At 42.9% G+C, this 13,470-nt stretch carries 9 protein-coding genes and 1 pseudogene; 8 read left to right on the forward strand and 2 right to left on the reverse strand.

Features of this window, described 5'->3' with window-relative positions:
* Window positions 1-35 precede the first annotated feature (35 nt).
* From ACYCSE_RS17800 to ACYCSE_RS17820, 5 genes and pseudogenes are all read left to right on the forward strand, one after another.
* Window positions 36-677 (forward strand): annotated as a pseudogene (locus tag ACYCSE_RS17800) (glycoside hydrolase family 32 protein); the annotation flags it as partial.
* Window positions 678-4,943 (forward strand): GH32 C-terminal domain-containing protein, encoded by a 4,266-nt coding sequence (locus ACYCSE_RS17805; RefSeq protein WP_459702543.1) that lies wholly within the window; start codon window positions 678-680, stop codon window positions 4,941-4,943. It abuts the pseudogene before it with no gap.
* Window positions 4,944-5,145: 202 nt separating this feature from the next.
* Window positions 5,146-5,883 (forward strand): DeoR/GlpR family DNA-binding transcription regulator, encoded by a 738-nt coding sequence (locus ACYCSE_RS17810; RefSeq protein WP_155765258.1) that lies wholly within the window; start codon window positions 5,146-5,148, stop codon window positions 5,881-5,883.
* 27 nt (window positions 5,884-5,910) lie between these two features.
* Entirely contained in the window at window positions 5,911-6,714 is an 804-nt protein-coding gene (locus tag ACYCSE_RS17815; protein WP_165176075.1) for a Cof-type HAD-IIB family hydrolase, read from the forward strand.
* 181 nt (window positions 6,715-6,895) lie between these two features.
* Entirely contained in the window at window positions 6,896-7,126 is a 231-nt protein-coding gene (locus tag ACYCSE_RS17820) for a hypothetical protein (protein ID WP_459699124.1), read from the forward strand.
* Window positions 7,127-7,476: 350 nt separating this feature from the next.
* Here ACYCSE_RS17820 and ACYCSE_RS17825 read toward each other — a convergent pair whose 3' ends face one another.
* Together ACYCSE_RS17825 and ACYCSE_RS17830 are read right to left on the reverse strand one after the other, a co-directional pair.
* Window positions 7,477-8,451, reverse strand: coding sequence for a PfkB family carbohydrate kinase (locus tag ACYCSE_RS17825; RefSeq protein ID WP_235307910.1), 975 nt, complete (start codon window positions 8,449-8,451; stop codon window positions 7,477-7,479).
* Window positions 8,452-8,473: 22 nt separating this feature from the next.
* Window positions 8,474-9,508, reverse strand: a complete 1,035-nt coding sequence (locus ACYCSE_RS17830) for a LacI family DNA-binding transcriptional regulator (RefSeq protein WP_452566528.1) — start codon at window positions 9,506-9,508, stop codon at window positions 8,474-8,476.
* A gap of 506 nt (window positions 9,509-10,014) precedes the next feature.
* Here ACYCSE_RS17830 and ACYCSE_RS17835 point away from each other — a divergent pair.
* The 3 genes from ACYCSE_RS17835 to ACYCSE_RS17845 are packed head-to-tail and all read left to right on the forward strand — an operon-like array spanning window position 10,015 to window position 13,433.
* Window positions 10,015-10,899: an ABC transporter permease gene (locus ACYCSE_RS17835; RefSeq protein WP_230584986.1), complete on the forward strand. Its 885-nt coding sequence runs from the start codon at window positions 10,015-10,017 to the stop codon at window positions 10,897-10,899.
* 14 nt (window positions 10,900-10,913) lie between these two features.
* A complete protein-coding gene (locus tag ACYCSE_RS17840; RefSeq protein ID WP_013309484.1) occupies window positions 10,914-11,795 on the forward strand; it encodes a carbohydrate ABC transporter permease in 882 nt (293 codons plus the stop codon).
* Between the two features lie 18 nt (window positions 11,796-11,813).
* Window positions 11,814-13,433: an ABC transporter substrate-binding protein gene (locus tag ACYCSE_RS17845; RefSeq protein ID WP_254326027.1), complete on the forward strand. Its 1,620-nt coding sequence runs from the start codon at window positions 11,814-11,816 to the stop codon at window positions 13,431-13,433.
* Window positions 13,434-13,470: the final 37 nt, after the last annotated feature.

Consider the following 13,470-nt stretch of genomic DNA (forward strand, 5'->3'; position numbering starts at 1 on the left):
TTATAAAGGGAGTGAACAAGATGAGGAGTAAAAATATGAATCGGATTTGTTCTTTAGCACTTAGTATCATCTTATTATTATCTTTAACTTCATTCACGAAAGCGTTTGCATCAGATCCAGGATATTATCAGGAAACGTACCGCAATCAATTTCATTTTTCTCCCGAGGCCAACTGGTTGAACGATCCCAATGGAATGGTTTATTACAAGGGTGAATATCATTTGTTTTACCAAAATTATCCATATGGGACGACATGGGGACCGATGCATTGGGGGCATGCAGTGAGTAGAGACCTTGTTCATTGGGAACATCTACCTGTTGCACTTTCTCCTGATATCCACGGACAGATTTTTTCCGGTAGCACTGTAATCGACTGGGGAAATACAGCCGGCTTTGGAAAGGAAGCAATGGTAGCCATCTTTACCCATTCAGGTGATAAGGGTCAGGTTCAAAGCATTGCTTACAGCTTGGATAAAGGGAGAACATGGAAAAAATATGAAGGGAATCCGGTAATGCCTGAACCTCCCGCCGCCGATTGGCGCGATCCCAAAGTATTTTGGCATGAACAATCCAATCAGTGGGTGATGTCGTTAGTCGCTAACAATAAGGTGATGTTCTATACTTCTCCCAATTTAAAAAATTGGACTTATGCCAGTGAATTTGGTCCAGATGGTGGAATACAGGCCAATAGTCTGGATTCCACTTCTTACGCGATTTCCTCACAAGAAGGTGGATCATTCAACTATGAGGGCGACATTACCCTTAATGCAAAAAATGGCCGGGAAGGATCAGGAGGACTGGTTTTTCGTTCTGATAAGCGTGCGGCCAACGGCTATGTAGTCAATCTAGATGCCAAAAATGATCGCGTAACTTTAACCAAAAATAGGAATGGAGAAAGCATTGAACTTGGGGCCAGTTCTTTGCGCTTGGATACTTCATCTACCTATCATTTACAAATTGTAACGGATAGACATCACATTCAGGTTTTTGTAAACAACCAATCGGTTATCGAACAAACGGATGATGAATTTGTATACGGCTACTATGGGTTAACCGCATGGAATTCAACAGCCTCTTTTCGAAATGTGAAATTCAATAATACATCAAACTTTGTGACCAATTTGTCAAAATGGACTGTTGTAAGCGGTTCCTGGGAAGACACCGTGAAAGGAATGACCGGGACTTCCGCGGCGAATTCATATATAATGAGCGGGCAAGCCGGGGAAAACTTTCGATATCAGGCGAACATTGAATTATCGGATGGCGGAGATGAAATCGGCTCACTTGTTTTTCGGGCAGATGCCGAGGTGAGAAATGGATATATGGCGAGCCTCGACGCTCACAACGATAAAATAAAATTGATGAAGCTTGAGGACGGGAAGCAATCAGTCCTAGCCGAGGCCACTGTATCTCTCGCTACGTATACGGATTACCCTTTAGAGGTGAGGACCTATGGAGAGAATATAAAAGTATATTTAGATGGTAAACTTACTCAGGATGTAAATGATTCTACCTTTTCCTCCGGCGTTTTCGGCTTGCATTTGGCGAATTCCTCTGTGCTCTTCCAGAATGTTCAGTTGGGCAAAAATATCATCACAGAGGAGAATGAAATACTTAACCATGATTTTGAAACAGGGGATCTGACTGGGTGGACCGGTGTACAAGGGGAAGCATTTACTAATGACCATGTAACAGATCGAAAGGATTGGTGGGGTGGAACTTTCGACCAGCAAGGCAAGTATCATCTATGGGGGTTTTCCGATAGTCACAAGGGGGATGATGCTACTGGAGAACTGCATTCATCCTATTTCAAACTGGGTGGCTCCGGAGAGATTAACCTGATGATGGGCGGAGGCAAAGACGTCAGCAACCGTTATTTATCGTTAGTCAGAGCTTCTGACGATCAGGAATTGCTTCGTCAAACAAATACGAAATCCGAAAAGGAAACGTATAGCAGATACGTATGGGATGCTTCCAATTATATTGGTGAAGTGCTATATATCAAAGCTGTAGACAATGCAACGGGACGTTGGGGGCATATCAACCTGGATGATATCAATGTTTATAATGACAAACCAATTCCGGAAGACGTTGACCAGGTTGCACAAGAGCCGGAAAAAGGCAATTTGCCACAAAGTGGCCTCATAACGGATTGGTCTGCCGTCTCAGGTTCGTGGATACCTTCTACAAACGGAAGTATAGGCGGCGTATGGGAATGTCCTGCATTAATTGAATTGCCTATTGATGGCGACCCTTCAAAAAAGAAATGGGTTCTGCAGGTAAGTATAAATCCGGGAGGACCTGCAGGCGGATCCGGAATTCAATATTTTGTAGGAAGCTTTGATGGGAAAACCTTCACCAATGAGAATTCTTCCGACCAAATATTATGGTCCGATTATGGAGCTGATTATTATGCCGCTGTGGAGTGGAGCGGAATTGAAGGGGAGAAGGGCGAGAAATACTGGCTTGGCTGGATGAGTAACTGGACTTATGCTCAAGATACACCTACTTCAACATGGAGAAGTTCCATGTCACTGCCGCGAATGATGGAACTGACCCAGACAGAGGAAGGGTTACGCTTAAAACAAACACCAATTTCTCTGGCCGGCATTCGTGCTGAAACAAAGGGAATTTCATATATAAATGAAAAGATTAAGGGAGAAAGCGACCTCCTATCCAACTTTTCTGACGATACATTTGAAATGATTGCAGAGTTTGATCTTTCCAACACCGAAGCAACTGAGTTTGGTTTTAAGGTTCGTAAAGGAACTGAGGAATATACAACGGTCGGGTATGATGTCTACAATGAAAAGCTGTTCGTTGACCGTACGAATTCCGGGAATTATGATTTCGGACCTGATATCACAAATAAACATGAGGGCCCGCTGAAGGCTTTAAACGGTACGGTGAAAATGCATATTTTTGTTGACCGGTCGGCGCTGGAGGTGTTCGGGAATAATGGAGAAACAGTGATAACTGACCAAATATTCCCTCATCCTTCGAGTAAAGGAATGCAAATCTACAGTAAGGGCGGGGATGTGGAATTAAAGTCTTTAAAAATATTTCCGTTAAAAAGTGTCTGGAAAGCGCCCCCATCTAGTGTCTCCGTACTGTCAGATTGGACGACGATCAGCGGCAAATGGGCGGATACTATTAATGGAAAACAGGGGCAGGGCGTAGGGGATGCGTTTATTCTGGCAAGTAATTTCGGTGAGAACTTTATATATGAAGCGGACATTAAAGTGCCGGATACAGATTCGCATCCCGATGATCCTGAAAAAGATAACATAGAAAACCCCATCGGCGCAGGTGCCTTGGTCTTTCGTTCAGACCCTACGGCAAAAAATGCGTATGCAATTAATCTGGATGTAAAGAATAATGTAGTTAAGTTGATGAAATTTGTTAAAGGGACCGGTAGTGATCTTGCCATCTACAATAATGACGCGAAGCTGAAACTACGGACAAATCAGGATTATCACCTCAAAATTGTAGCTGTCGGGGATACCATAAAGGCTTATTTGGACGGACAACTGGTGATTGATACCAAAGACCAAAGTTACACACGAGGATACTTTGGGTTAAATGTAAGGGATACAACAGCATTCTTTAATAGTGTTCGAATAATATCAAGTTCCAATTCCGGCCATTCCGGTGGCAATTCTCAGAACAACAAGGGTAGCGACAGCCAGGCGGTAAAGCTGCCAGTCAAGGCATCTATTCCGGCTTCCGCCACTTCAGGAATACTGGAGTATGCTCCGGGTATTACACAAAAGGCTGATGGCAGGAAAGAAGCCGCAGTGGTCGTGGATGATCTTACTTTGCTTAAAGCTTTGCCGGTAAGAAAAGGTTCTGCACTAACTTTGCATGTGAAAGCTGCTGGGGCTGACGTGGTTATCGTTGAGCTGACCAGCATGGCCAATAAGCTTTGGAGCGAGCATCGAACTCTGGATCTTCAGTTAATTACAGAACTGGGGACGTACACCCTTCCAGCCAGCAGGGTGAATAGAAATACCTCACCTTCCAATAGCGTGCCAGGGCTGCGAATTACGTTATCCAAGGCAACAATGCAGCAAAATGCGGCTATTCAAGAAGCGGCTGTAAAAGCGGGCGCAACCGTGGAAACGACTCCTATAGACTTCAAGGCTGAAGCAGTAACAGGCAGTACAACAACCGCTCTTGATTTCGGTGATACCTATGTGAGCCGGACACTTCCGCTTTCATCAGCGATGGACCCAAATCGTTCCACCGCAGTTTGCTACGACGAAGCCAGAAGGAAACTTATCTTTGTACCGAGCATTTTTCGGGCTGGGGATGATGGAGCCTCCGTTGAAATAAAGCATAATTCCAATGGTGTATATACCGTTGTCAACAGCAGCCCAACCTTCGGTGATTTACCAGCTGGGTACTGGGGCAAAGCCGACATAGAGCTGCTTGCCGCAAAAGGAATTGTTGTCGGTTCGATAAAAGGAATATTTGAGCCATCCAGGCCTGTTACCCGCGCCGAATTTGCCGCTATGCTTGTTCATGCACTTGGGCTTAAAGAACGGGCGACTCCAGCCTTTAGGGATGTAGTCAAGGGTTCATGGTACAGCGGATATCTCAGCGCAGCCTATTCAGCTGGGCTGGTCAAAGGCTATGAAGACGGTGCTTTTCGTCCTGAATCGGGAATTAGCCGCCAGGAGATGGCTCTACTTGTCCATCAAGCATTACAATATACCGGGTATGTCTCAGTCAACAGCAAAAACGGGCAATCGCTAGATGGATATGCCGACCGCTCGTCTATCGCGGTTTGGGCGCAAAATGCAGTAGCCGCTGTTACAGCTCAGGGCATCGCACAAGGTATGGACACTGGACACTATGAGCCACATGCAACAACTACCCGCGCCGAGGCGGCAGTTATGATAAAACGTTTGCTTCAAAAGATTGAATTTATCAATAAATAGGCAAAATGAATAAAGTCCCCGGACTCTTAATGCAATATGCATGCGGACCGGGGACTTGCTATGTGAAATACACAATATAAGCAATTTGCTTATCTTTATAAAAATACTTAAAAACACTTAACAAAAAGCGTCTAATCGCTTATAGTGAATATAGGAATAGGGGGGGCTTTATATTTACCAAGAGGAACGACTTTTAAAAATTTTGGAGTATCTCCAAAGCCGTAACCAATTATCAAATTCGGAAATTTGTAATTTATTGAACATCTCGAGAGATACGGCAAGAAGGGATATTATTAAGCTTGTTCACGAAGGGGGGGTTATCAGAACACATGGAGGTATTGCCTTGCCCTTATTAAAAGAAGAAATAAGAGCCTACAAGGAACGTGTAACTTCAGCAACAAAGCAAAAGATGCTCATTGCAAAAGCAGCTTCCGCGCACATCGCTGACGGAGATGTTTGTTTCATGGATGTATCGACTACCATTCAACTGCTCTGTGGGCAATTGGACAAGAATCTCACGGTTTATACACACTCGTTGGATAATGCAGAAGCTTTATCAGCAAAAAGTGAAATTAACATAAACTTGCTCGGGGGCAAATTTAATCATGAAAACCGTTTTTTTTATGACCACTACACGGCTATGCAGTTGAACGATGTTTTTTTTGACAAAGCTTTTTTAGGAGCTGCCGCCATCATGGAAGACGGAGTGTATTTTGCAAACCGTGATGATGCTTTAGTTAAAAAGCTGGTATCGGGACGTGCCAGAGAAGTATTTTTACTTGCTGATTACAAAAAATTTAATTTAACAAGCCCGTTTAAAGGCCTGAATTTTTCCGAAATTGATATTCTAATTACAAATCAGGATGCACCGGAGCACTCATTGCTGATGTTGCAGGATAGCGGAGTAGAAATTATCAAGGCGCTTGAGGAAGAATCGTGATAAATAATCGCAAGGGAGCCATCGGCCATGATACAAGCGATCTTTAGCGATATTGACGGGACGTTATTAAATTCAAAACATCAAATTACGTCCGACACCAAAAATACAATCCAAAAAGTTGTGGGAAGAAATATCCCTTTTGTACTTGTTTCAGCGAGAATGCCAAGCGGCATTTTTCCTCTTCAGCAAGAGCTCAATATTCACGCTCCCGTCATTTGTTATAGCGGTGCTCTAATATTGGGCGGCAACAGGGAAATCCTTCATAGCATCTGTTTATCGAAAAAGAGCATTAAACGAATATACGATATTGTAATGGATCATTATCCTTCTATCAGTTTTAACTTGTATGGACATGACCAGTGGATCGTTGGCAACATTCAAAATCCTTGGGTAATTCAGGAAGCGGAAATTATTAATGGCTCCCCCATACAGAGGTTACTCCCCTCATATATAGAAGAAGATCATGATATTCACAAAATTTTATGCATGGGAGATCCCGAAGACATTGAGCGGCTTGTACAACAAATCAATAAAGAAGTTACTGGTATCAGTGTTTATAAATCCAAGGGAACTTATCTGGAAATTATGGATGAGATGGTGTCCAAATCGTATGCCATTCAGGAGCTCGAGGGGATATTTAATATTACTTATCGTGAATCGATGGCCATTGGAGACAACTATAATGACATGGATATGATTTTGTACGCAGGCCTTGGGATTGCAATGGGAAATGCGCCAGAGGAAGTTAAGAAAATTGCCGACAGGGTTACATCGAGCAATGATGAAGACGGTTTGAAAATAGGCTTGGAGGAATACATTTTGTCCGTTTGAAATGATCCAGTGACATTGGATATCCAAACACCAAAAGACGGTAGGCATTGGAAATAGAAGAGAGGGGTTAACTAGTTACTTATTTCGAATAGCAGGAGGCAACCTGACAACAGAGTATTGTTTCTTGGATTTGATGCCCCAAAATCAAGCAGATATATGTCTATTAGGAAACTTATTAGGTATGAGTGAGGATGAAAACCTTTTTCATACTTATTATTCTGCTGTAGAATCAGTTATAGAAAAAGCTAGCGTTCAGATCCTAGCGTCTTATTTAACTTCAGATACAAAATGGGGCTTGTTTAATGGATTTTCTTCTAGACCTATGATGCCTATCACAGCTAAAATGCTATTTTCCAAAGAAGTGCTAAAAGAGGATGCACGCCTCATCCAACAACTAAAAGTATCTAGTTGATCGAATTATCATTTTACTCATAGATGTATCATCAGGATCATTTATTGCATTAGCAATAGCTTTGCAATCCGATCAGGATAAATGCTAAGTCTGCAATATGAATTATAATGGTTTATGAGAATATCTGAGTTAATTAAAGATGAAAAGTTTTTGGCAATCGAAAAAAATCCTGGCCTGCCTTATATAAAAGAAAACGACTACGTAGGATAAGTACTCGTTTTCTTTTGATTAAACTCCCTCGATATGATTTAGTTTCCTCACTTCTCCTTCCAAAGAATAACTAAAAAGGTGTCCAGCGACCTTAGAGATCGTCGGACACCTTTTGCTGTTCTTACGCTTTATTCCTTGATTCAACCTTGCGCTACGAAACGATTAACTTCTTCCAACGACGGCAAGGCTGCAATCGCTCCAACTTTAGTGCACACGATGGCGCCGACTTGATTGGCAAGTGTCACAAATTCCTGCTGCTGCTTCGCGTTGGAGGTAAATGCCTTAGGCTGACTCAGCTGGCTGATTTGATACAGCATTGCTCCGACGAAGGCATCTCCGGCACCAGTAGAGTCGATCGATTTGACAGCGATACTGCCGATTAACGAACGGGAGGCACCACTTGAGATGAGGGTTCCTTCTTTCCCCAAGGTAACCGCCACCGTCTTGGCTCCCAACCCATGCAAAAGATCCAATGAAGCATCGCGGTCAGCCAGCCCTGTAATGATGTTTAATTCCTCTTCGCTTACCTTTACCAAATCCGCATTGTGTATTCCTCTTCTGGACAGTGTGATAAATTCCTCCTGCCTGTCTTTCCAGAGGTCCCCCCGGTAATTGGGATCAAAGGAGGTGAATTGCCCGTTGGCCTTCGCTCCATCCAATAAAGACAAATACGCTTCTCGGAAAGGATCGGCGAGCAAGGCCGTTGCCGAGCCAAAATGCAGAATGGCTGCCTGCCGGGTCCATTCTCTATCAATATCCTGCAGAGACAGTTGACGGTCAGCTCCGCGGTTGAACACGAAATCCCGTTCGCCGTTAGCGGCAAGGGAAACAAAGGCCAGTGTAGTCGGCGTTGACGGATCAAAAAGGAGCATGGACGTATCCACATGCTGCTCATCCAACGTTTGCTTCAGGTACATGCCAAAGGGATCAGCCCCGACTTTCCCCAAGAATGACGCTTTTCCTCCGAGCTTGGCTACAGCTGCGCTTACATTTGCCGGAGCGCCGCCGGCCTGCTTGGAGAAATGCTGACCCTTGGCAAGATTAACATCAATATCCGTGCAGAAAAAATCAATGAGCAACTCGCCCACACAAAGAACCGTTCTGTCATTTTTCACTTTGATTCACCTCTTGGTAGATTTAGTTTAGAACAGGGGTCGAGTCCCGGTATACGATATCCGTTGCAACATGAGTCACTCGGTATGGCATGGTATTGTCTTTGATTCTGGACAATAACATTTCGGCTGAAATAATCCCCATCTGACTACTATAAATATGCACGGTTGTAAGATGAGGCTCGACAACCCGGGATTCCGAAGCATCATCGAACCCGCAAACAGCAACATCTTCCGGGACTTTAATCCCTTTGTTTTTCAAAGATTTGATCACGCTGATGGCAATGAAATCATTGGCGCAAATAAAGACGGAGGGACACTCCCTCAGGGCATCCAACTGCTTTTCCATCCAGTTCTCCTCTATAAAGAAGTTGCGGTCAGGCGCTACAATGCTATGGGTAGGATCTACGGCGATTCCTGCTTCTGCTAAGGCCTTATTAAATCCGGTCCAGCGTTCATTGAAGCTTTTGCAGTGATTGTAATCGCCTACAAAACCGAAGCTTTCATAGCCATGATCGATCAATTTCCGGGTAACACAGTATGTGCTGTGTTCATTTTCCATTAATACCAGATCCGCCTTCAATTCTGGATACATCATATCCGCAGCGCAATCAATAAAAATGGTTGGGATGCAAAGATCTGTGATCAGCTTGCTGTATTCCTTGCTGAACATTTCGATGCAGAAGATGCCAGCCACATTCGAAGGTTCAAAATTGCCGGGTAGGGTCATTGAATTGATATCATTCTCACGAACAAAATAAATAGATAAAGTATAGCCCTGTTTGCTGATTTCCTTCTCCAGTCCGCTGATCAACAAAGATCCAAAGTGTGAGCTATTAGGAAGATTACAGGTCAAAAGTGCGATATTACCTTGTTTTTCAGAAACTGTTTCCATATAAGAAAATTGTTTGTATTTAAGCTCCATTGCTTTTTTGACTACCTTGTCCCTAGTAACGGCGGGAATACTCTCCACTCCATTAAGCGCCTTGGAGGCAGTGTTTCTGGAAATTCCCAAGGCATCAGCGATATCTTGTATCGTAACCTTTGACTTTCTCGTCATATTGTTCACCTTATTCTCCGAATTAAGATTCTTCATATTTCTAAATATATAGTATTTTCATGTTTTTAACAATGTATTTATTCAAATGAACAATAAAAGTTTACGTTTGTTTATTTATATTGTGCGTTTTTGATAGATTTTTGTCGAAAACATTATAATTATCTTGAAATACGCTTTTTGAATGAATTTTTCATCCGAAATATATTGACTAATTAAATGTACATCTGATAAATTGTAAGAGTAAAATATGTTCAAATGTAAATTGTAAGCCCATTCATTTTGGGAATGTGTAAAATTCTCGTTCTGTTGGAGGTGTGGATATTACAAGCAAGTATTTGAAAAACATCTTGGTTAATTATGTCAGTGAGATGACATAACATGGCTTATATTTTGTGTCGTATAACAAGCCGTGAACAGTAGGAGGGAAAATATTGGCAAATTCGATCGTTCAAAAAAGGGGATTAAAGGCTTCAGAAACAAAAAAAAGAAACCATTGGTTAAGCTATATGCTTCGAAATTATATATTGTATTTGTTTCTGCTTCCGTCCATAATTCTTACCGTCATTTTCAAGTATGTTCCCATGTACGGCTCGATCATTGCGTTTAAAAATTTCAGCCCAAGAAAAGGCATCCTCGGCAGCGAATGGGTTGGATTTGAACATTTTCAGCGGTTTCTTTCTTCACCAAATTTTTATGACATTTTAATGAATACGCTTAAATTAAGCGCTTACGGTCTTATTCTCGGCTTCCCAGTACCAATCATTCTGGCCTTAATGCTAAATCTGGTCAGAGGAGCGAAGTTCAAGAAGAATATTCAGCTTATTGTATACGCACCTAACTTCATCTCGGTTGTTGTTGTTGCCGGTATGCTGTTTGTTTTTCTATCGCCAGCTGGAATAGTGAACGCTTTGGTAACAACCTTCACCGGCAAGCCGATTGCTTTTATGACTGATCCTGCCTATTTCCGAACGGTATATATTTTGTCCGGTATATGGCAAACAGCGGGCTGGTCCTCTATCATTTATGTGGCCACCTTAGCCAATGTGGACCCGCAGTTGCATGACGCTGCAACAATTGATGGCGCTTCATTGATGAAGAGAATCTTCCACATTGATCTGCCAGCTCTTAAACCCGTCATGGCCGTCCTGTTCATTCTCGCTGCAGGAGGTATTATGTCGATCGGCTATGAAAAGGCTTACCTGATGCAGACGGCTCTGAACACACCTACCTCGGAAATCATCGCGACTTACGTATACAAGGTGGGGTTGCAATCCGGCGATTATGCTTATTCTACGGCAATCGGGTTGTTCAATTCCGTAATTAATGTATTCCTGTTGATTTTCGTAAATACCGTCGTCAAGAAGCTGAACGAAGGAGAAGGGCTGTATTAAAGAAGGAGGTATTTATGGATATTCATTACACCGGGAAGGACCGGATTCTGCTCATCATCAATTATATTCTACTTGGTTTGTTTGTTCTCGCTATTCTGTTACCGCTGGTTTATGTGGTGCTTTCGTCCTTTTTAACTCCAAATACCCTGATTACCAAAGGGTTTGCCATTACATCATCAGACTGGACACTCACGGGATATGCCAAAATCCTAAGCAACAGTGCCATGATCCGCGGTTTTTTTAATGCTATTTTTTATTCAGCAGCCTTTGCGTTCGCAACCGTATTATTTTCCGTCTTCGCGGCTTATCCGCTTGCGATTGAAGAGTTGGTAGGGAAACGGTCCATTATGATCTTTTTCCTGATAACGATGTTTTTCGGTGGCGGTCTGATTCCTACCTACCTGGTGATTAAGGATTTAGGCATGTTGAATACGGTCTGGGCCATTATTCTGCCCGGCTCGATCAGCGTATTCAATATTATTCTGGCAAAGACTTATTTCCAGGGACTTCCGAAAGAATTGTTCCAGGCGGCGAGTATAGACGGAGCTTCCGAGCTCAGTATTTTCTTTAAAATCGTCCTGCCGCTTTCCAAGCCTATTATTTTTGTTCTAGCTTTATACGCTTTTGTCGGACAGTGGAATTCTTATTTCGACGCCATGATTTATCTGGATGATCCGAAGCTGTTTCCGCTTCAACTAGTACTGCGCTCCATTTTGATACAGAATCAGGTTCAGCCCGGCATGATTGCCGATGCGATGGCACAAGCGGAGCTTAAGAAATTGTCTGAAATGATTAAGTACTCTGCCATTGTCATATCAAGTTTGCCTTTGATTGTCATGTATCCATTCTTCCAGAAGTATTTCGAAAAGGGTGTCATGGTAGGTTCGATCAAATAACAAATCGGGGGAATAGAGATGAAAAAAACATTACTAACCTTGTCTGTGTTGGCACTTTCTACTTCACTGCTTGCCGGATGTGGCGGTTCAGGCAATAATTCTGCGGCATCCGAAGATTACAAGCTGGAAAATGTTACTCTGCCGCTTAAAGAGAAAGTTACTTTGCATTTTATGACTCAAAGCTCACCGCTGGCACCTTCCGATCCAAATGAAAAGTTGATTTATAAAAGGCTGGAAGAAAAAACAGGGGTGCATATCGATTTTACCAACTTCACCTCCGATTCCTTCATTGAAAAAAGAAACCTTGCTGTTGCCAGTGGAGATCTTCCAGATGCCATACTGGATGCCGGATATTCTGATTATGATTTGTTGAATCTCGGAAAGGATGGAACTATTATCCCTTTAGAGGATTTGATTCAAAAATATATGCCGAATCTGCAGAAGGTATTGAAGGAAGCACCTGAGTACAGATCCATGATAACCGCACAGGACGGGCACATTTATGCCTTTCCTTGGATTGAAGAACTGGGTTCTGAGAAGGAGAGCATTCATTCTGTAAACGACATGCCATGGATCAATGTGGAGTGGCTGAAAAAGCTGGGACTTAAAATGCCAAAAACCACCGAGGATTTAAAAAAAGTTCTGCTCGCATTTAAAAATGGCGACCCTAACGGAAATGGCCAAGCGGATGAAATCCCGCTGTCCTTTATGCTCAATAACGGCAATGAGGACCTGAATTTTCTGTTCGGATCATTCGGTCTTGGGGACAACGGCGATCATACGGTAGTGACCAATGAGGGGAAAGTGGTCTTCACTGCCGATCAGGATGGTTATAAAGAGGGGATTAAATATCTTAATGAGCTGTATAAGCTGAACCTGATCGACGAAGAGTCATTCGAGCAAGATTACAATACGTATCTGGCCAAAGGCCAGAATGAAAAATATGGTCTCTACTTTCAATGGGATAAGGCGAACATCTCAGGAGATAACGATAAATATGAATTGATGAATCCGCTCGCCGGACCAAGCGGTGAAGTCAATGTGACCCGCACGAACAATCTCGGCTTTGACCGGGGGAGAATGGTGATTACCAGTGACAACAAAAATCTTGAGCTTACGGCAAAATGGATTGACCAACTGTATGATCCTATCCAGTCCGTACAGGACAACTGGGGCACCTACGGCGACAAAACTCAGCAGAACATTTTTGAATACGATGAAGCGAGTCATATGCTGAAGCATCTTCCGCTTAAGGGAACGGCCCCTGTCGAGCTGCGGCAAAAAACGAATATCGGCGGTCCATTGGCAATTCTTGACGAGTATTACGGAAAAGTAACGACCAAGCCCAATGATGCAGTGGGACGGCTTAAGCTCATGAAGGAAAGACTCGTTCCTTATATGAAGGCTGACCATAATTTCCCGAAAGTCTTCTTCTCGTTGGAGGATCAGAAGCAGATCTCCACATTGGAAACCGATTTGTTTGCTTACGTTAACCGCAAGCGGGCGGAATGGATCAAGACGGGTAAAGTGGAAGAAGAATGGGCCGAATATAAAGCCGAGCTGTCCAGACTGGGGCTAGATAAATGGCTGGAAATCAAACAAAAAGGCTATGACAGATATCTTAAAGATCAAGGTTGAAACATTTAAATGGTAGTATCTCAAATTCATTTGCAAA

This window comes from Paenibacillus sp. SEL1 (genome assembly GCF_054602535.1).